The organism is Pseudomonas sp. ASL4, assembly GCF_056680395.1.
This window is the reverse complement of the sequence record NZ_CM155280.1, coordinates 2,969,860-2,991,235: the sequence shown is the minus strand read 5'-3', so window position 1 is coordinate 2,991,235 and position 21,376 is coordinate 2,969,860. Positions and strand designations below refer to the sequence as shown.

General features: G+C 60.8%; 9 protein-coding genes. 5 read left to right on the top strand and 4 right to left on the bottom strand.

The features are described 5' to 3' along the window. Positions 1 to 39 precede the first annotated feature (39 nt). The gene (locus AC1MEW_RS13565) at positions 40 to 1,365 is read right to left on the bottom strand and encodes an ATP-binding protein (RefSeq protein WP_322269210.1); all 1,326 of its coding nucleotides are present in this window, start codon (positions 1,363 to 1,365) and stop codon (positions 40 to 42) included. Then, positions 1,362 to 2,042 carry a response regulator gene (locus AC1MEW_RS13560; protein WP_201205408.1) on the bottom strand — a complete coding sequence of 227 codons (681 nt, stop codon included), beginning with the start codon at positions 2,040 to 2,042 and terminating at the stop codon, positions 1,362 to 1,364. Before AC1MEW_RS13560 ends, AC1MEW_RS13565 begins: the two co-directional genes overlap by 4 nt. 264 nt (positions 2,043 to 2,306) lie before the next feature. Here AC1MEW_RS13560 and AC1MEW_RS13555 point away from each other — a divergent pair, with 264 nt between their 5' ends. The 5 genes from AC1MEW_RS13555 to dsbG all read left to right on the top strand — a co-directional run bounded on the left by AC1MEW_RS13555 (position 2,307) and on the right by dsbG (position 7,239). Next, positions 2,307 to 3,002 (top strand): hypothetical protein, encoded by a 696-nt coding sequence (locus AC1MEW_RS13555; protein WP_480426639.1) that lies wholly within the window; start codon positions 2,307 to 2,309, stop codon positions 3,000 to 3,002. A gap of 55 nt (positions 3,003 to 3,057) precedes the next feature. Next, positions 3,058 to 3,792 (top strand): hypothetical protein, encoded by a 735-nt coding sequence (locus AC1MEW_RS13550; RefSeq protein ID WP_480426638.1) that lies wholly within the window; start codon positions 3,058 to 3,060, stop codon positions 3,790 to 3,792. A 98-nt stretch (positions 3,793 to 3,890) separates the two neighbouring features. Then, a complete protein-coding gene (gene dsbD, locus AC1MEW_RS13545) occupies positions 3,891 to 5,627 on the top strand; it encodes a protein-disulfide reductase DsbD (protein ID WP_201255324.1) in 1,737 nt (578 codons plus the stop codon). Next, on the top strand, positions 5,627 to 6,493 hold the full coding sequence (locus AC1MEW_RS13540; RefSeq protein ID WP_201205411.1) for a TlpA disulfide reductase family protein: 867 nt from the start codon (positions 5,627 to 5,629) through the stop codon (positions 6,491 to 6,493). Before dsbD ends, AC1MEW_RS13540 begins: the two co-directional genes overlap by 1 nt. After that, entirely contained in the window at positions 6,469 to 7,239 is a 771-nt protein-coding gene (gene dsbG / locus AC1MEW_RS13535; protein ID WP_201205412.1) for a thiol:disulfide interchange protein DsbG, read from the top strand. The genes AC1MEW_RS13540 and dsbG overlap by 25 nt, the downstream gene beginning before the upstream one ends. A 121-nt stretch (positions 7,240 to 7,360) precedes the next feature. Here the strand turns inward: dsbG and AC1MEW_RS13530 are convergent, their stop codons facing one another. Together AC1MEW_RS13530 and AC1MEW_RS13525 are read right to left on the bottom strand one after the other, a co-directional pair. Beyond that, positions 7,361 to 8,179 carry an alpha/beta fold hydrolase gene (locus tag AC1MEW_RS13530; RefSeq protein ID WP_480426637.1) on the bottom strand — a complete coding sequence of 273 codons (819 nt, stop codon included), beginning with the start codon at positions 8,177 to 8,179 and terminating at the stop codon, positions 7,361 to 7,363. 173 nt (positions 8,180 to 8,352) lie between these two features. Continuing rightward, positions 8,353 to 21,336, bottom strand: coding sequence for a non-ribosomal peptide synthetase (locus tag AC1MEW_RS13525; protein WP_480426636.1), 12,984 nt, complete (start codon positions 21,334 to 21,336; stop codon positions 8,353 to 8,355). Between the last annotated feature and the right edge of the window lie 40 nt (positions 21,337 to 21,376).

Genomic DNA, 21,376 nt, shown 5'->3' with positions numbered 1-21,376 from the left:
ATGTTCAACACCGATCCCCGAGGGGATTGGTGGTGTTGGTCAGGCCGGTTGCAACGGCATGGTCAGCTCGACCCGCAACCCGTCCGGGCGACTGTCGAAACGCAAGGTGCAGGCGCAACGCTGAACAATCGCCTGAACAATCGCCAGTCCGAGGCCGCAACCGGTGCTCTGGCCATTGCGCCAGAAGCGCTGGGTCAGGTGCTGAAGATCAGCCTCAGCAATTCCCGGCCCATGGTCGCGCACCACGAACCGCACACGGTTATCGGTGGTTTCAAGGCTCAACTCCACGGCACCGTCGCTCGGCGTATGACGCAAAGCGTTGTCCAGCAAGTTGCGCAACGCAGCAATCGACAGCACCGCGGGCATTTGCACCGGGGCGGCCGAGACTTTCGTCGGCACCTGAAACTTGATGCGTTGGCGATCACCACTGGCGGCATCCTGAATCGCCAGTTTTGCCACTTGCTCGGCGCTGCACTGAACGCCGTCATCGAACGACAGACTGCCCTCGACCCGCGCCAGCAACAGCAATTGTTCAAGGGTGCGGTGCAGACGGTCGGCGCCCTCCTCGGCCCGAGCCAGGGATTGATCCCGGGCTGCGCCGTCGGTCATGCGCGCCACTTGCAGGTGGGTCTTGATCGCGGTGAGCGGGCTGCGCAACTCGTGGGCCGCATCCCCGGTCAGGCGTCGTTCACGCTCGATGGTCCTGCCGATACGCTGGAACAGCTGGTTCTGGGTATCCAGCAACGGTTGCAGCTCACTGGGCAGCGGCTGGATCAGCAACGGTTCAAGGGAATCGGCACTGCGGCGCATCAAAGCATCGCGCATGCGATTGAGCGGCGCCAACCCCTGGCCGATGCCCAGCCAGAGCAGGCACAGACAACCGAGCAACGCCACGCCGACTGGCACCGACGCGGCCAGCAGGATCGACATGTTCAGCGCCTCGCGCTCGATCTGCCGATCCGCCGTGGTGATCCGCAGATCACCGCGCGCCAGGGTAAAACTGCGCCACGGCGCGCCATCAATCATCTGATCGTGGAAGCCCATTTTCTCGGCTTCCAGTTTTTGTTGCGGGTCGGTGTGACTACGGGCGAGGATTTCGCCGCGCAATGAACTGACCTGACAGGCCATGCCACCGGGGACATTCAATTGCTCAGCACTGAAATGAGTGCCTTCGCCCTTGGTCGGCAGCGCCGGCAGTTGCTCCATCAACCCGGCGACCATCCGCGCCGACGCCACCAGCCGCTGGTCGAGGGAAAACATCATCTGGTTTCGCAGGTCGCTGAGCATCCAGGCCGCCGCCAGCGCCCAGATCAGCGCAAACGCGGCGCCGAGGGTCAGGCTCAGGCGCAAACGCAGGCTCATCACTTCGATTGATCTCCGCCATCCGCCGGCCCCAGGCGATAGCCCAGGCCGCGCACCGTCTCGACGATGCCATTGCCGAGTTTACGCCGCAGGTGATGGATATGGACATTGAGGGCATTGCTTTCCAGTTCATCGTTGAAGCCGTAGACGCTGTCCTTCAATTGCTCGGTGGACAGCACTCGGCCACGGTTGTGCAACAGGGCTTGCAACAGCGATTGCTCGCGGCGCGACAGGTCAACCGGCTGGCCGCCGAGCATGGTTTCGCGGCTGCTTGGATCGTATGTCAGCGCGCCGTGTTCGATCAGGTTGACGCTGCGCCCGGCCACCCGCCGCAACAGCGTGTGCAGGCGCGCGGCGAGTTCACGCAGGTCGAAGGGTTTGAGCAGGTAATCGTCAGCGCCGGCTTGCAGGCCGTCGACGCGGTCAGTGACCGAATCCCGGGCAGTGAGGATCAGCACCGGAATCTCCAGGCCGCTATTGCGCAGCTGTTGAAGCAGCTTGAGCCCGTCTTCGTCCGGCAGGCCGAGGTCAAGCACCATGACGTCGAATTCAGCGACCTTGAGCATCGCCCGCGCAGCAGACGCGGTGGCGACGTGCTCCACGGTCAGGCCTTGGGCGGTGAGGCCGGCGACAATGCCGCTGGCGATCAGCTCATCGTCTTCGCATACCAGTACGTGCATGAGTGCTCCATGAGCAAAAACGTGAGTCAAGCAGGTGAGTATTAAGCACCGATTATGGCAAGCCCGGCGAAAGACGAGAAGCTCAACGTCTGCTCGCCCCCTCGGGCGTACCGAAAACAAGCCACATCGCCACGCCCCTCAAACAACTTAAAATTATTAATACTCAAGCCTGCCGTTTAAAACTGAAACACTATACCACTAACACTCTTATAAAAAGCCCCGTATAAAAAACGCATCTTCAAACCCACAAAAAGCACCTTAACCATGAAAACACTTAAAAACTTCGTTGCCGTTGACTGGCGCTCAGGCAAAGATCGTTTCTACTTCTTTTTCAAAGACACTAATACCTATACTCGATTTGACCTTGGGGATAACGAAACCCCCAAGAACTACCCAAGGACCATCAACGGTTACTGGGGCGATATGGATGCCAAACTTAAAAACCTGCGTTTTGGGTTTGCCACTACCGGCATCAGCCCGGCCAACTACCTAGAGCTCGATTCCGACATTTTATGGCTGTTCTATTATGAAGACGGGATTCCCACGGTCTGTAAGTACGACCAGGACACTGACAAGGTCAACAAGGTGTATCGACTGGCCGACTCCATCTGGCATAGATTACTTCCTTACTTTGATCGCATCGTCGCAGGCACGTGGTGGGAACAATCGCCGCACCCTCGGCTTTTTCGTTTCCTTATGAACGATGGAAACTGCCTTACCCTCAACCTTGCTATCGATAAATTGACGCAAGAGACCATCAGTGAAACCTGGTCTGGGCTGGCCCCCTATAAAGATCGAATCATTACAGCGGTGCAGAACGACCGGACGTTGGCCCACAACTATTACTATATATTCCTCACTGATAATGAATACCTACGGTACAGCGTCCCCTCCAGGCAGCTACTTGCCGGTCCGATTGCCATCGATGACGCTTCCTGGCCAGGGTTATTACGCGACTGAAAACACGTCAAAGCGCAACCCAAACACCATCACTTAACATTGAAAGAAATCAAGAATGTCCAAACTAAAAAATGTGGTCGCCGTCGACTGGCGCGCAAAAAAAGATAAAATCTTCTTCTTTTTCAAAGACAGTAATACTTATACAAAATTCGTTATCGACGGTAACGGAGTTCCTGATGGATACCCTGCACCGATCAGATTCGGTAACTGGCATGATTTTCATATGCACGCAAAAAACTTGCGATTTGGGTTCACCACCACAAACTTTCAACGAGAAGACAGGTTTGGCCTTGATCAGGATTTTCTCTGGCTATTTTATGACGATGGCGGTACGCCAATGGTCTGCACCTACTATCAAGACGAAGACAAAGTAATTGGGAACTCTCGCATTGCTGATTCGATATGGCACATGATTCTTCCTTATTTTGATCGTATCGTCGCGGGTACCTGGTGGCAGAACTCCACACCTCCACACCTGTCGTTTCGATTCCTCATGAACGACGGTAACTCACTATTCCTTAAATGGTATCCCCCCTCGACAAAATCCGATGGCGACTGGGCACATAAAGTGACGCTTCAACCCATCACTAACAAAACATGGCCTGGCCTGGAGCCCTACAAGGACCGGATCATTACGGCCGCACAAAATGATCGAACACTTGCCGATAGTTATTACTATATTTTCCTGACAGGTAACGAGTACATCACCTACAACATCCAGCAAAACAAAGTCGAATATGGCCCGTATAAAGTCAGTGACTCTACCTGGCCCGGACTGTTACGCGACTGAACGCCAACCAGTCCCCATGGCAGCCAAGCGGCGGTTAATCATCGGTTAATCGCCGCCCACCATTGTGCACCTCACTTGCACAGGGATAAGGCCTACCCATGCGTCGACTGTTTTTCCTCTTTGCTCTCTTGATCTCGGGTCTGGCCCAGGCTGGCACCAATCCGTTCGAGACCAAACCCGACTTTCTCCCCGTCGATCAGGCGTTCATCTTTACCTCCGAACGCCTTGAATCCGGTGAAACCCAACTGTTCTGGCAAATCGCCGACGGTTATTACCTGTATCAAAAACGTCTGAAATTCGACGGACTGGAACCGCAGCAGCACCCCGCACTGCCTGAGGGCGAGTCGCATAGCGATGAGTTCTTTGGTGAGCAGCAGGTCTATCGCCAGGGTCTGGAACTGAAGATCCCGGCCGGTGCCACCGGCCAGATCAAGGTTGGTTTCCAGGGCTGTGCCGATGCTGGCCTGTGTTATCCGCCACAGACCCAGGTCGTGAACCTGGGCAACGCTGCCGACGCGCCCGCTATCAATGAAGCCCCGGACCAAGCCCTGGCCAGCAACCTGCAACAGCGGGCGCTGGGCTGGAGTTTGCTGGTGTTCTTCGGCCTGGGTCTGCTGCTGGCCTTCACCCCCTGCACCTTGCCGATGCTACCGATTCTGGGCGGTTTGATCGTTGGCAGCGGCGCAACGCCCAAACGCGGTTTCGCGCTGGCCGGCAGTTATGTGGTCTGCATGGCGCTGGTGTATGCGGCGATGGGCGTTTTGGCGTCTCTGCTGGGGGCCAACCTTCAGGCACTGCTGCAAAATCCCTGGTTGCTGGGCAGTTTCGCTGCGGTGTTTGTGTTGTTGGCACTGCCGATGTTCGGCTTCTTTGAGCTGCAACTGCCGGTGGCCGTGCGCGATCGGCTGGAAAACGTCTCGCGCAATCAACGCGGCGGCAGCCTGATCGGGGCCGGCGTGCTGGGGGCCTTGTCCGGTCTGTTGGTCGGTCCGTGCATGACCGCGCCACTGGCCGGTGCCCTGCTCTACATCGCCCAGAGCGGCAACGCATTGCACGGCGGGCTGATTCTGTTCGCCATGGGCATCGGCATCGGTGTGCCGCTGTTGTTGCTGGTGACCGTCGGCAACCGCTTCCTGCCCAAGCCCGGCGCCTGGATGAACCTGCTTAAAGGCGTGTTCGGTTTCCTCTTCCTCGCCACCGCGCTACTGATGCTGCGCCCGGTGCTGGACGAGTCGCTGTGGGTCGGATTGTGCGGCGCCTTGCTGTTGATCGCCGCCTACAGCGCCTGGAAACAAGCGGAAGGCTTTAGTCGCGTCGCCCATGTGTTCGGCGCCAGTTCGCTGCTGCTGGGTATATGGGGCAGCCTGTTGATGATCGGTGCAGCGGGCGGCAGCGATGATCTGTTCAAGCCGTTGCAGGTTTATGCCGGTTCCAGTTCCAGCAATACCGCCAGCCCGGTCGGCCATGATGCGTTCACCACGATCAAGGACCCTGCGTCACTGCAACGGGAACTGGATGCCGCGCAGGCGCAGGGCCAATGGGTGTTGCTGGATTATTACGCCGACTGGTGCGTGTCGTGCAAAGTCATGGAAAAACAGGTCTTCGCCAAACCTCAGGTGCTTGAAGCCCTGAGCGATGTACGCTTGCTACGGCTGGACGTCACCGCCGACAATGCCGCCAGCCGCGAACTGCTCGGCCGTTATAAAGTGCCGGGGCCGCCTAGCCTGCTGTGGATTGGTGCCGACGGCGTCGAGCGCCGCAGCCAGCGCATCACCGGCGAGGTCGATGCCGACACCTTCCTGCAACGCTGGACCACCACCCGAGATGCCCGTTAATGCTGACCTTTACCCTCGGCACCTTTGCCATCGCGCTTAATCACCTGCTGCTGATCAGTGCCCTGGCGCTGGCCACCTTTGTCGGCTGGCGAGTGGCCAAGCGCGGCGGCGATAACCCCGAGTCGGTGCTGTTCGGCCTGTTTTTGCTGGGCATGCTGGGCGCGCGGATCAGTTTCGTGGTCGCCTACTGGGCGCAGTATCGCAACGATCCGTGGCAGATCATCGACCTGCGCGATGGCGGCTTTCTCGCTTGGCCGGGCGTGATCGTGCTGGTGCTCGCCGCGTTGTATCGCGGTTGGCGCCGACCGGGTTTGCGCCGGCCACTGGGTTTCGGTGTCGGCAGCGGCCTGCTGTTCTGGTTGCTGGCGACCTTCTCCTTGAGTCTTTACGAACAAGGCACGCGCCTGCCGGAAATCACCTTGCGCAATGCCGCCGGCGAAACCGTGCAACTGGCCGACTATCAGGGTGGCCCGCTGGTCATCAACCTCTGGGCCACTTGGTGTCCGCCGTGCCGCCGGGAAATGCCGGTGCTGGAAAACGCCCAGCAACAGCGCCCGGACCTGACCTTCCTGTTCGTCAACCAGGCCGAAAGCATGCAAAGCGTCAGCACTTTCCTGGAAACCCAGGGCCTGAGCCTGTCCAATGTGCTGTTCGATGGCAGCGGCCGACTGGGTCAGGCCGTCGGCTCCATGGCCTTGCCGACTACGCTGTTTTATAGCCACGACGGTCGCCTGCTGGGCAGCCATCTGGGCGAATTGTCGCAAGCAAGCCTGGCCCGAGCCCTGGAAAACTTCGACACCCCTAATCCTGCCGCACCGGCTACCTCTGCAAGGAAATTACCATGCCTCGCCTCCGCCACCTGCTGACGCTGACCCTGGGCGCTGCCCTGCTACACCTACCGTCGGTACAGGCTGCTGAAGAACTGCCCGATGCGATCAAAAAGATCGAAGCCAAAGGCGCGAAAATTGTCGGCCAGTTCGATGCACCGGACGGTTTGCGTGGTTACGCGGCGCAATACCAGAACCGCGGCATGGCGCTGTACCTGACCCCGGATGGCAAGCACGTGCTGCTCGGTAACCTGTACGACGCTGACGGCAATGACCTGAGCAGCGCGCCGCTGCAGAAGCTGGTCTACGCGCCGATGGCCAAGGAAGTCTGGGGCAAGATGGAAGCGAGCAACTGGATCGGCGACGGCAACAAGGACGCACCGCGCGTCGTGTACCTGTTCAGCGATCCGAACTGCCCTTACTGCAATATGTTCTGGGAACAGGCGCGGCCGTGGGTCAAGGCTGGCAAGGTGCAACTGCGGCACATCATGGTCGGGATTATCCGCGAAGACAGCCCGGGCAAATCCGCCGCGCTGTTGGCCGCCAAGGACCCAAGCAAAGCCCTGGAGGAACACGAGAAATCCGGCAAGGCCAGTTCGCTCAAGGCCTTGAAAGAGGTGCCACCGGCGATTCAGGCGAAACTCGCGGCGAACATGAAATTGATGGAGGACCTGGAGTTGTCAGCGACCCCGGCGATTTTCTACATGGATGACAAGGGCGAGTTGCAGCAACAACAAGGCGCGCCGTCGCCGGACAAGTTGTTGTCGATTCTCGGGCCGAAGTAAGCAAGATCAAAAGATCGTCCGAACGCGGCCCGAACCTTCGGCAACTCCTACATTGGAATGCGTACCCCTGTAGGAGCTGCAGAAGGTTCGGGCCGCGTTCGGACGATCTTTTTCTTAAACGCTATACCTGATGTTGCTCAGCCAAAAACTTCAGCAGCGCCGCCGTCACAAACCCCGGATTCTCCAGATTGGAGATATGTCCCGCCTCCGGCACCAACACACACGGGCAACCAATCAGCTCAGCCATCTCTCGGGCCTCGGATGGCGGCCGTGGCTTGTCCTGATCACCACACATCACCAACGTGGTTTCAGCATTCAACTCAGCCAGTCGCGGCAACAGATCATCCCGACCAAACGTAATCCGCCCCATCGGCACGATGCCCTCGCGCAGACGTTCAGCGGGCAACGCCGCCAGCGATGCGCGGAATTGCTGATACAGCGCCGACTGCGGATCAATGCCCGGACGGAAGAAGATCGGCACCACGATGTCCAGTAGTTGCGGCGAGATCACGCCGGTGTCTTCAATCTGTTTGAACAGCGAAAAATAGTATTGGCGAGTCGGCTCGGGTTCGACGCCGACGTAAGTGTCCATCAGCACCAGGCCGTTGAGCCGCTGAGGTGCCGACAGCGCCAAACGCACGCCCCACATGCCACCGACCGACAACCCGACCAGGGTGACGCGATCGATGTCCAGATGATCGAGCAGCGCCAATGCCTGACGTGCAATGTCATCCAGTGACGTTGTGCCTTCGGGCAGCCGTCCGGACTCACCGTGGCCCCAGAGGTCCAGGGCAATCACCCGATACTGCTGCGACAGCGCGGCAATCTGCGGCGCCCACATGGCCTGGTCCCACAGGTAGCTGCCAGCCAGCAGGACTGCCGGGCCAGTGCCTTGATCTGTGTAGTGAAGGGGTTGTCCGTCTATTGTTGCGAAGGGCATCGAATGTCTCCTCTCCAAAAAATGGCATGGGCAGACTGTGCCGCTGGCGATCTACAGTCAACCTTATGGTGCTTTTGCCGGCCCTTTCGCGAGCAAACCCGCTCCCACATTGGAATGCGTTCCCCTGTGGGAGCGGGCTTGCTCGCGAAGAGGCCGGTACAGGCGCCAGAGAACTACAGCCCCTCCAACTCCGCCATCAGATCATTCAGTCGATCAACTTTCTCTTCGGTGATGTCACTCGCCGCCAACCCCTCGATGTATTCGGCCAACGCTTCCACCGTGCTGCACTCGAACATTGCCCGCAGCGGCACGTTACGTTGCAGGGCTTTTTGCACCCGCGAGGCGATTTGTGTCGCCAGCAGCGAATGGCCGCCCAGCTCGAAAAAATTGTCGCGAATGCCGACTTTCTCCACCTTCAACACTTCAGCCCAAATGTCAGCCAGGGTCTGCTCCAGTTCATTGCGAGGGGCCAGATAATCCTGGCTCTGCAACTGGCCAATCTCCAGCGCCGGCAGCGCCTTGCGATCAAGTTTGCCGTTGGCGTTCAGCGGCATTTTTTCGAGCCACAACCAGTGCAGCGGCACCATGTATTCCGGCAATTCGGCGCGCAGACGTTGCTTGATACGCTCCAGTCGTTCACTCGGGTTGAGCGCTGAATTCGCCGCGACCAGATAGCCGACCAAGTGCTTGCCGTTTACACCTTCTTGCACGCCAACCGCCGCATCGCGAACTTCCGGTTGTTCGTACAGGCGCGCTTCGATTTCCCCCAACTCGATGCGGTAACCGCGAATCTTCACCTGATGGTCGATGCGGCCAACGTATTCCAACACGCCGTCACTGCGCCGACGGGCCAGGTCGCCGGTGCGATACAACCGGTCACCGGGCTCGCCAAACGGGTTCGGCACAAACACTTGGGCGGTGCGCAGCGGATCACTGACATAACCGCGACCGACGCCGGTCCCCGCGACGCACAACTCACCCACCGCACCCAACGGCACCAGTTCCAGCGCGCCATCGAGCAGGTACAAACGGTTGTTGTCGGTTGGCGTACCAATCGGCAAATAACTGCCGCGGGTCGAGGCCATGTCGACGCGGAAGAACGCCACATCGTCCGAGCATTCCGCCGGGCCATAGGCGTTGACCAGCCCGATACCCGGGTAGCGCAGCAACCATTGGTGTGCCAGTTCCGGCGGCATCGCTTCACCGGTCGGCAGCATCCAGCGCAGGCCGTCGAGGCTCATGCGGTCCTGGGCGAGCATGCCCTGGATCAGCGACGGCACGCTTTCGAGCACGGTGATGCCCTGGCTCTGGACGTGAGCCAACAAGCCCTGCGGATCATGGGCGATGGTGTTCGGCACGATGTCTACCCGCGCGCCGAACAGCGGCGCGGCGAGGAACTGCCAGACCGAAATATCGAAACTTTGCGAGGCGGTTTGCGCAATCACATCCGCAGCGCTCAGGCTCAGGTACGGCACCTTGCTCAACTGGTTATTGAGCATGCCGCGCTGCTCGACCATCACACCTTTCGGCAAACCGGTGGAGCCCGAGGTATAGATCACGTAGGCCAGGTTATCCGGCCCGCTGTAGATGCCCGGGTTTTGCACCGAGGCATCACTCGCCTGCACCTCCTCCCAGACCAGCAATCGAGGTCGATGGGCGCAACCAAACTCTTCCAGCAACGCCACCGCTTGTTCACGGCAAGCCTTAGTGCAGACCAGCAACGGTGTATGACTCAGGTCGATGATCCGGCTCAAACGCTGGCTCGGCAGCGCTGGGTCCAGCGGCAGGTAACCGGCACCGGCCTTGAAGCTGCCGATGATCATGCCGAGCAGATCGAGGTTACGTTCCGCCAGCAACGCCACCGGTTGATCCAGCCCGACGCCGGCCGCGATCAACGCATGACCGAGGCGGTTACTGCGCTGGTTCAGCTCGACGTAACTGTGCAGACGGTCGAGGCAACTGGCGGCGATGCGCTGCGGATGCTGGGCAACCTGGGCTTCGAACAACTCGACGTAGCTTTGCTCCAGCGGGTAGTCGTGTTCGCTCTGGTTACAGCCGTGGATCAAGAAGTCCTGCTCCTCCGCGCCCAGCAACGGCAAGTCAGCCATGTCGCCATGGAAGCCCGCTACCAACGCCAGCAGCAAACGCTTGAACTCACCGAGCATGCGCTCGACCGTGGATTCGTCGAAATAGCGCTGATCGTAGGACAGGTGCAAACCGAGGTCATCGCCCGGATAGCAAACCGCCGTCAGCGGGAAGTTGGTGTGGGTGCGACCCGAATCCGAGGTGGCGTTGAGGCTTTGCGCACGGTCCAGCACCGAGACTTCCACCGGAGCGTTTTCGAACACGAACAGGCTGTCGAACAGCGGCTGGCCCTTGGGCAGTTCGCTGTTTTCCTGAATCGTTACCAGCGGCAGGTATTCGTACTCACGTAGTTGCATGTTGTTGTCGAGCAAACCGCTGAGCCACTGACGCACGCTGCAACGCTGATCGTCTTCCGGCATCTTCACCCGCAGCGCGATGCTGTTGATGAACAGCCCGACGGTGCGCTGCATCTGCGGCATGTCCACCGGGCGCCCGGCCACCGTGACACCGAACAGCACGTCGCGATCACCGCTCAAGCGTCGCAGCACCAAGGCCCACGCCGCTTGGGCGAAGGTGTTGATGGTCAACTGATGAGCCTGGGCCAGTTCACGCAGTTGCGCACCGTCCCGGGCATCGAGTCGGGTGTAGCGGTCGCCCACCACCATGCCGCCGCTGTCGCCAGCGTGTTCACGCAGGAACGGCCGGTCACTTGGTATCGGCGTGGTCCGCTCAAAGCCTTGCAGGTTGGTTTTCCACCACTGCCGCGCTTCGGCAAGGCTTTGGCGTTGCAGCCAGCCGATGTAGTCGCGATAACGCGGCGGCACGGCCAACTGTGCTTCGCGCCCTTCGTCTAGCGCCGTGTAGATTTCGAAGAAATCGTTCATCAGCAGCGAGCGACACCACGCATCGATCAAGATGTGGTGGTTGCTCATCATGAACCAGTAACGCGCCTCGCCAACCTTGATCAAACGCAGGTGGAACGGTGCCTGGTTGAGCAGATCGAACCCGGCTTCACGCTCACTTTTGAGCAGCACTTGCAGCTTCGGTTCTTGCTCGGCATCGGCAATTGCAGTCCAGTCGAGGTACTCGATGGGCGTGCTGCCTGGCTTGTGGATCACTTGCAGCATGTCTTCGCCGACGTTCCAGCAGAACGAGGCGCGCAAGGCTTCGTGACGGGCGATCACCGCTTGCCAGGCCTGGGCGAAACGCTCGGGGTCGAGTTCGCTGTTGATGCGGTAGCGGTCCTGCATGTAGTAGAGGCCGGTGCCCGGTTCCAGCAAAGTGTGCAGTAGCATGCCTTCCTGCATCGGGGTCAGCGGGTAGACGTCTTCGATGACGGCCGCCGGGATCGGCAGTGCATCGAGTTGCGGCTGGGTCAGTCTGGCCAGCGGGAAGTCCGACGGCGTCAGGCCTCCGGCCTCGTCTTGCAGGCAATGCTCGATCAGGCTTTGCAACTCACCGACGTAAGCCTGCGCCAGGTCGCTGATGGTTTGCGAGTCGTGGCGTTCGGCGCTGAAGGTCCAGCGCAATACCAGTTCGCCGCCGTAGACCTGACTGTCGACGCTCAGTTCATTAGGCAGCGGCGCGTGTGGATCATGGGCCGCGCCGACCGGCTCATCGAGCGGACGGAACAAGGCGTCCGCACCGAAACTCTGGTCGAACTGGCCGAGGTAGTTGAAGGTGATCGGCGCCACCGGCAACGCGGCCAGGGTCTGGCGGCACAGCTCATCGGCGAGGTAACGCAGCGCGCCATAGCCCAGGCCTTTATGCGGCACGGCGCGCAGTTGTTCCTTGATCGCTTTGATCGAGGCGCCCTGCTCGTCCATTGGCACCAAGCGCAGTGGGTAAGCACTGGTGAACCAACCGACGGTGCGAGTCAGGTCAATCTCGTCGAACAGGGTTTCGCGGCCGTGCCCCTCGAGTTGAATCAACGCCGAGTCATGACCGCTCCAACGGCACATCACCCGGGCCAATGCAGTCAGCAATAAGTCGTTGACCTGCGTGCGATACGCGGCCGGTGCCAGTTGCAGCAATTGCTGGGTGCGCTCGACATCCAGCCGCACACTGACGGTTTGTGCATGACGATTTTGCTGGCCGCCCTGGGGGCGATCACATGGCAGGCCGGCGCTTGACCCGGCCAGTTGCGCCTGCCACCAGCCCAGTTCTTCGCGCAGTGATTCGCTGCCGGCATAGGCCTGCAAGCGTGCGGCCCAGTCCTTGAAGGCACTGGTTTTGGCCGGCAATTTGACCGACTGCTGAGCATCGAGTTGACGGTAGACCGTTTGCAGATCGTCCAGCAGCACTCGCCACGAAACGCCGTCCACCACCAAGTGGTGAATGGCGATGAACAACCGTTGTTGGCCTTCAGGTCCATCGACCAGCAAGGCACGCATCAGTGGCCCTTGCTCCAGATCCAGACTGCGCTGGGCATCAGCGAACAGCGCCGTGCACTTGCCCATCGATGCGACGCGAATCTGCCACAGCACTGGGATGTCATTGACCGCTTGGTGTTCGGCGTGCCATTGCGCGCCGGATTGGGTGAAGCGCAGGCGCAAGGCGTCGTGTTGTTCGATCACCGCCAGCAGCGATTGCTCCAGGCGTTGGGGCTCCAGCGCCACGGTGGGTTCCAGCAGCAATGCCTGGTTCCAGTGCTGACGCTCGGGGATGTCGGTGTCGAAGAACCAGTGCTGGATCGGCGTCAAACGCGATTCACCGGTGAGCAAACCTTGCTCGGCGGTGACCTGCTCGGTGCGGGTCGCCACGGCGGCGAGGGTTTGCACGGTCTGGTGCTGGAACAGATCACGCGGACTGAAGTGAATGCCCTGCTGCCGCGCCCGGCTGACCACCTGGATCGACAGAATCGAGTCGCCGCCCAGTTCGAAGAAGTTGTCGTTGAGGCCGACCTGCGCGACGTTCAGCACTTCACACCAGATGCCGGCCAATGTCAGCTCCAGCTCATTGCTCGGCGCCACGTAGTGCTGACGGTTCAACTCCGGGTCCGGTGCCGGCAGTGCGCGGCGGTCAAGTTTACCGTTGGCTGTGAGCGGCATGCTCGCCAGCAGGATCAGGTGCGTCGGCACCATGTAGTCCGGCAGCTGGGATTTGAGGTGAGCCTTCAATGCTTCGCGCAATGCGGATTGTTGCGCTTCGTCCTGTTCGGCGACGTCGGTGACTAGGTAGCCAACCAATTGTTTGCCGCTTGGGGCATCCAACGCCAGAACCACGGCTTCACGGATCGACGCATGTTCCAGCAGACGGGTTTCAATCTCGCCCAGTTCAATGCGGAAACCGCGAATTTTCACCTGATGGTCGATACGACCGAGGTACTCGACCAAACCGTCATCACGCTGACGCACCAAGTCGCCAGAGCGATAGATGCGCCCGCCGTTATCAGCAAACGGATCCGCCACAAAACGCTCGGCGGTCATGCCCGCCCGCCCGTGATAACCCTGGGCCAGACCGGCACCGCCGACGTACAACTCGCCGGTCGCGCCTTGCGGCACCAAGGCCAGGTCGGCGTCGAGAATGTAAGCCACCCGCGCGCCAATCACGCTGCCAATCGGCACGCTGCCCAACCCTTCTTCCAATTCCTCAGGCGCAAGACTGGCCAGTGGCATGACCACAGTTTCAGTCGGGCCGTAAGCGTTAAAGAACACACTCGGTTTGAACGCCGCGCGAATCCGCGACAAGTGTTCGCCAGTCAGGGCTTCGCCGCCGGTGATGCACATGCGCACCGGCAAGGTTTCGCCCTGGGTCGCCAGCCACTGCGCCAACTGACTGCCGTAACTGGGGGTGAAGCCGAGGATGTTGATCTGATGCCTACGAATCAGGCCGCAGATTTCTTCAGCGTCCCATTGCCCTTGAGCGCGCAACACCACTTGGGCACCGCTCAACAGCGGCACCAACAGACGCTCGGTGGCGGCGTCGAAGTTGATTGAATAGAAGTGCAGTTCGCAGTCGTCGGGGCGCATGCCGAAACGCTCGATCACCGCTTGGCAGTGCATGGCGATTTCGCCGTGGGACACCACCACGCCTTTCGGTTTGCCGGTGGAGCCGGAGGTGTAAATCAGGTACGCCTGATGCTGCGGCAGGCTGATAAACGGCAGCTCGCTGGCCGGGTAGTTGGCCAGTTCGGCGGTGTCTTCTTCGAGGCACCAGAGGGCTACGGTCGATGGCAATTCACCGAGGGCCTTGAACATCGCCGCGTCGCTGAGCAGCAGACCAATGCCGCTGTCTTCGATCATGTAATGCAGGCGATCGAGCGGGTATTCCGGGTCCAGCGGCACGTAAGCGCCGCCAGCCTTGAGGATCGCCAACAGGCCGATGACCATTTCCAGCGAACGTTCCAGCGCCAGGCCCACCCGCACTTGCGGGCCGACACCGCGCTCGCGCAGCATCCAGGCCAGGCGATTGGCGCGGCTGTCGAGTTCGGCGTAACTCAGGGTTTGCCCGGCGAAAGTCAGGGCCGGCGCGTCTTTGCGGGCCAACGCTTGTTCGCTGAACAGGTGATGAATGCACTGGTCCAGACGATGCTCGCCCGGCTCGATGCCGAGGCTGTCCAGCAGGTTTTTCTGTTCCGTGGTTTCAAGCAACGGCAGTTCACTGAGGCGTTGTTGCGGATCGGCCAGCAAGGCCTCCAGCAGGTTGCGCCAGTGCCCTGCCATCCGTGCAATGCGCGGTTCATCGAACAAATCGGTGCTGTAAGTCAGGCAGCAACCGAGTCGATGATCGAGGTCGGTGACTTCCAGGTTGAGGTCGAACTTGGTCGCCCGGGCATCGTTGGCCAGGTACTCGACGGTCATGCCGGCCAGCGTGCGGCTCTGCTGGAATTCCCAGCGCTGGACGTTGCACATCACCTGGAACAACGGGTTGTAAGCGGCGCTGCGCGGTGGCTGCAAGGCTTCCACCAGATGATCGAACGGCAGGTCCTGATGGGACTGACCTTCGATCACGGTGTGGCGAACCTGCTCGAACAACTCACCGACGGACATCTGTCCGTCGAGCTGGCAACGCAGCACTTGGGTGTTGAGGAACGCGCCGATCAGCCCTTCGCTTTCCGGGCGAATGCGGTTAGCTACCGGCGCGCCGATGCGCAGATCAGTCTGGCCGCTGTAGCGGTAAAGCAGCACGGCCAGGGCGGCGGTCATGGTCATGAACAGGGTCAGACCGTTTTGCGCATTGAAGGCACGAACCCGTGCAGCTAGCTCATCGCTCAGGTCGAAACGGAACAGTTCGCCCTGATGGCTTTGCACCGGTGGACGCGGACGGTCGGCAGGCAATTCCAGCAACGGATGTTCGCGACCGAGTTGCCCGGTCCAGTAGTCGAGTTGGCGTTGACGCTCGCCGGATTCCAGCCATTGCCGCTGCCAGACGCTGTAATCCAGATATTGCACTGGCAGCGGTTCCAGCGGCGACTCGCGGTCATCGACGAAGGCTTCGTAAAGCGCGCTCAGTTCACGGGCGAAGATGTCCATCGCCCAGCCTTCGGTGACGATGTGGTGCAAGGTCAACACCAAGTAGTGTTCCTCCTCGCCGGTCTTGACCAGACAGGCGCGCAGCAGCGGGCCGGTTTCCAGATCGAATGGCTTGTGCGCCTCATCGTCCGCCAGTTGCTGGACCTGCCACTCGCGGCCGTCGGCATCCAGAGAGGTAAAGTCCTTCCAGTCCATGCGCATGCCGGTGTCGACGTGCACCTGTTGGCGGGCCACGCCATCGACGCTCGGGAACGTGGTGCGCAGGGTTTCGTGACGGATGATCAGCGCTTGCAGCGCCGCTTCGAAACGCCCGACATCCAGCACCCCGCGCAACCGCGCCATGCCGCCGACGTTATAGGCCGGGCTGTCCGGCTCCATTTGCCAAAGGAACCACATGCGCTGCTGGGAATAGGACAGCGGCACCGGTTGGCTGCGATCGACTTTCTCGATCGGCGGCTGCTGGTTGGTTTTTCCGCTGGCCTGGATCAACCGGACCTGTTCGGCGAACGCCCCCAGCTCACTGTTTTCGAACAGCGCCCGCAGCGGCAATTCGACGTCGCAGGTTTGACGGGTGCGGGAAATGATTTGTGTGGCTAACAGCGAATGACCGCCAAGGGCGAAGAAATCGTCGCGCAGACCGATCTGGTTTTGGCCCAATACTTGGCGCCAGATGCAGGCGATTTGTTGCTCAAGTGCGCTGACCGGTTCGACGTGTTCACGAACCTGCCACTGCGGTTCCGGCAAGGCGCGGCGATCGAGTTTACCGCTCGGGCTCAACGGCATTTCATCCAGACGCATCAGTTGCGCCGGGACCATGTATTCCGGCAGCTCGGCAACCAGCGCAGTGTTCAGGCGCTGATTTTGCACATCGATGTCTTCCGAGGAATCGGTGGTGGTGTAGTAACCGATCAACTGCCCGCCAGCGGCTGTTTCGCGCACCAGCACCACAGCTTGAGCGACGCCGTCCTGAGCCAGCAGGCGTGCTTCGATTTCTTCCGGCTCAACCCGGAAGCCACGCAGTTTGACCTGCTGATCGAGGCGCCCGAGGTATTCGATCACGCCATCAGTTGTCCAGCGTGCCCGGTCGCCGGTGCGGTACAGCCGCGCGCCCTGCTCGCCCAATGGATCGACGACAAAACGTTCGGCAGTCAGGGACGGACGACCGAGGTAGCCTCGGGCCAGGCCGATACCGCTGATGCACAGCTCTCCCGGCACGCCAGCCGGTACAGGATTGAGGTCGTTATCGAGCACGCGGCAGACCACGTTGCCCAACGGCCGGCCAATCGGCGAGCGCTCCCCATCGGCGCTGGTGCAATGCCAATGGGTGACGTTGATCGCGGTTTCGGTCGGGCCGTAACGGTTATGCAATTGCACCGCTGGCAGTTGCTCAAGTACGCGGTTGCGCAGTTCGGCGGGCAAGGCTTCGCCGCCGGAGAACACCCGGCGCAGGCTGGTGCATTCGGCGGTCAGTGGCTCTTCGATAAACAGCGCCAACAGTGGCGGGACGAAGTGCAGCGTGGTCACGCCATACTGCTGAACCAGTTGCGCAATGCGATGTGGGTCGCGGTGTTCGCCGGGCCCGGCAATCAGCAAACGCGCGCCTGTGATCAACGGCCAGAAGCACTCCCACACCGACACGTCGAAACTGATTGGCGCTTTTTTCATCAGCACATCGGTTTCATTCAGACGATAAGTGGTCTGCATCCATTGCAGGCGTTCAGCGAGGGCCGCGTGGGTGTTGCCGACCCCTTTCGGCTGACCGGTGGAGCCCGAGGTGTAAATCACGTAGGCCAGGTTGTCGCCGTGCAGGTGCAGGCCCGGTGCCTGGCTCGGCCAGTTCTCCAGGTGCAGAGCGTCCATGGCGATCACGCTGACGCCGTCGGTCGCTGGCAAGCGGTCGAGCAATTCGGTCTGGGTCAGCAGTAATTCGACGCCGCTGTCGCTGAGCATGTAGGCCAGGCGATCAGCCGGGTAATCCGGGTCCAGCGGCACGTAGGCGCCGCCGGCCTTGATGATCGCCAGCAGGCCGATCAACAGCTGCGGCGAACGCTCGGCGGCGATGGCCACGCACACATCCGGGCCGACACCTTTGTCGCGCAGGTAATGGGCCAGACGGTTGGCCTGGGCGTGCAATTCGGCGAAGTCCAGTTGACCGCCATCCCAGATCAGCGCGTTGCGTTCCGGGGTCTGGCGCAGTTGTTCATTGAGCAGCTCTGGCAGCCATTGGCTGGCGGGTGAGCGCGGGGCCGCACTCCACGAATTTTGCTGATCGTGCTCGCACGGGGTCAGTAGTTGAAGGTCGCCGATGGCCTGTTGTGGCCGCTCGCAGACTTCACGCAGCAGGTTAGTGAAGTGCTCGGCCAGACGTTCGATGGTCGCGGCATCGAACAGTTCGCTGGCGTAATCGAAGGACAGGCTCAGCCGACCATTTCGGTCTTCTTCGCTGTGCAATTGCAGGTCGAACTTGGCTTCGCGGCTGTGCCACGGCAATTCTTCGGCCAGCAGTCCCGGCAAACGGCGCAGTGCGCCCAAGTCCCGTTGCTGGTGGTTGAACATGACCTGGAACAAACCGGATTCCCGAGCTTGCGCGAAGGCTTCGAGCAGTTGCTCGAACGGCAGGTCCTGATGGGCTTGCGCGCCCAACGCGGCTTGGCGGGTTTGCGCCAGCAGCTCAACGAATGGCAGCCGTGAATCAACCTCGGCGCGCAGAACCTGGGTGTTGATGAAGAAGCCGATCAGCCCTTGGGTTTCCAGGCGCGGACGGTTGGCGTTCGGCACGCCAATGCGAATGTCACGCTGGCCGCTGTAGCGGTGCAGCAGACTTTGGAACGCACTGAGCAACAGCATGAATGGCGTGGCTTCGTGGGCCTGGGCAGTCTGGCGGATCGCCTCGCTCAAGCTCACGCCCAAACGCACGGTATGCCGCGCGGCGCTGTGTGTCTGTTGCGCGGAACGTGGATGATCGGTGGCCAGGTTCAGCACCGGACATTCATCGCCCAACTGGTTTTTCCAGTAGGCCAGTTGCCGCTCGCCCTCGCCTTGCGCCAGCCATTGGCGCTGCCAACTGCCGTAGTCGGCGTATTGAGTCGGCAATGCCGGGAGGGTCGCTTTTTGCCCTTGGGATGCCGCTGCGTACAGGCGCGAGAACTCGTCGATCAATACGTTCAGCGACCAGCCGTCGGCGATGATGTGGTGCATCGTCACCAGCAACTGATGGTCCTCGTCGTCGAGGCGCACCAGGGTTACCCACAGCAGCGGGCCTTTTTCCAGGTCGAACTGGGTGTGCGCTTCGTCCTCACGAATTTGTTGCGCACGAGCCTCTCGTTCGGCAGCGGGCAGGTCGCTGATGTCGATCAATTGCAGGTTGAATTCACCGGCCGCATCGACCTTTTGCAGCGCCACGCCGGCACGCTCGAAGAAGCGCGTGCGCAGGGATTCGTGGCGTTCGATCAACTGTTGGAAACTGGCACGCAGCGCGTCTTCGTCCAGCTCGCCACGCAGACGCAAGGCGCCGGGAATGTTGTAGGCGCTGCTCTGCGAATCAAGTTGCCAGGTGATCCACAGACGGTTTTGCGCCAGGGATTGCGGCATCGCTTCGGTGCGCGACAACGCGGTGATCGTGCCTTGGGCGAGGCCGCCGTCCTGTTGCAGTCGAGCGACAGCATCAGCGAAGGCGCCGAGGGTCGGGGCCTCGAACAGCAGGCGCAGGTTCAGCTCCAGGCCGAGTTCTTCACGCAAACGCGCAACCACTTGGGTGGCGGCGATGGAGTTACCGCCGAGCAGGAAGAAGTGGTCGTCGGCGTTGACCTGTTTGACGCAGAGTTGCTCGCACCAGATCTTCGAGATCAGGCTTTGCATCTCGGAAGCGGATTGCGCTGAGGACTCGCTTTCAATGTTTGCCGACGGGAACAACGCATAGCTGTCGAGGCTGCCGTCCACCAGACGATTGCGGCACGCCGAGCGTTGCAGTTTGCCGCTGGAGGTCTTCGGCAACGCACCCGGATTGAGCAGCACCACCACGCTTGGCGCTTCCTGATACGCCTCGGCCACCGCTTGGCGGATGGCTTTGATCAGTGCCTCGGGCGGGAGGATTTTCTGCACGCTGCGGCTGACTTCCGCAGCAATGCCGATGCCTTCCTGACCGTCGATGTTGACGGCGAATGCAGCGACGCGACCTTTGCGCACCACTTCCACTTCGCGCTCGATGGTTTGCTCAATGTCTTGCGGATACAGGTTGTGGCCGCGAACGATCAGCATGTCTTTCAGGCGCCCGGTGATAAACAGTTCATCGTCACGCATAAAGCCCAGGTCACCGGTGCGCAGCCAGGTGCGGCCGGCATGCTGGACGAAGGTTTTGGCGCTGGCCTCGGGGTTGCGCCAGTAGCCGTGGGCGATGCTCGGCCCGGTGGCCCAGACTTCGCCAACGGCGTTATCCGCCAGTTCGGTGAGCACAAGCGGATCGATGATTAGCACCGCGTGATCCGGCTGGCTGACGCCGCAACTCATGATCGCTGCGCCCTCGCCCGGTTCGGCACGGTTTTGTGCCAAGGCCTGATCGTCCACCTTCAGGTTACCGATGCCTTGACCGCGAGGCGTGCCGGCCACGAACAGCGTGGCTTCCGCCAAACCGTAAGACGCCATGAAGCTGTCCGGGGTGAAGCCGCACGTCGCGAACTTCTCGGCGAAGCGTTCCAGCGTATCAAGACGAATCGGCTCGGACCCGGAATACGCCACGCGCCAGCCGCTCAGGTCGAGGCGTTCCAGCGCCGATTCGCTGACCCGCTCGCTGCACAGCCGATAGGCAAAGTCCGGCCCGCCGCTGATGGTGCCACCGTATTCGCTGATCGCTTCGAGCCAGCGCAACGGCCGGCCGAGGAAGTAGGCCGGCGACATCAACACGCATGGCACGCCACTGAAAACCGGCTGCAACAGGCCGCCAATCAGGCCCATGTCGTGGTACAGCGGCAACCAGCTGACGATCACATCGTCCGGGTTCAGATCAATGCCGAAGCCATGGCGGATCAGCAGTTCATTGGCCACCAGATTGCCGTGGCTGACTTGCACACCTTTAGGCAACGCGGTGGAACCGGAGGTGTATTGCAGGAAGGCGATGTGGTCGTCTTCAAGGTCCGGCGCAATCCAACCATCAGCCAGCGCAGCGTCGAGGGTATCGACGCAGAGCAACGGTGGTGCCCCGTCGATTTGCAGCAAGGCATCGCGCAGGCCGACGCTGGTCAGCAGCAAGCGCGGCTCGGCATCGCTGATGATCGACAGCAGACGTTCCTGGTGATGACGCTTGGTCGACTCCGGCGGATAGGCCGGCACCGCAATCACTCCGGCATACAGGCAACCAAAAAACGCCGCGACGTAATCCGGGCCGCTGGGAAACAGCAGCACCGCGCGATCACCCAATGCAGCCTCGGACTGCAACGCGCCGGCAATGGTCCGCGCCCGCTGATCTAGCTCGCGATAACTGAGCACTACGGCCTGATCCGGGGTTTCAGCGAGAAACCGCAAAGCCACGCGGTCCGGCGTCAGGGCCGCGCGGCGCTGAAGGGCTTGGACCAGTGTGCTGGGGAGTTCGAACGCGTCGGTCATGAGGTTTCCTGCCTGAATTCGGCTTGCAAGTTGAAATCGG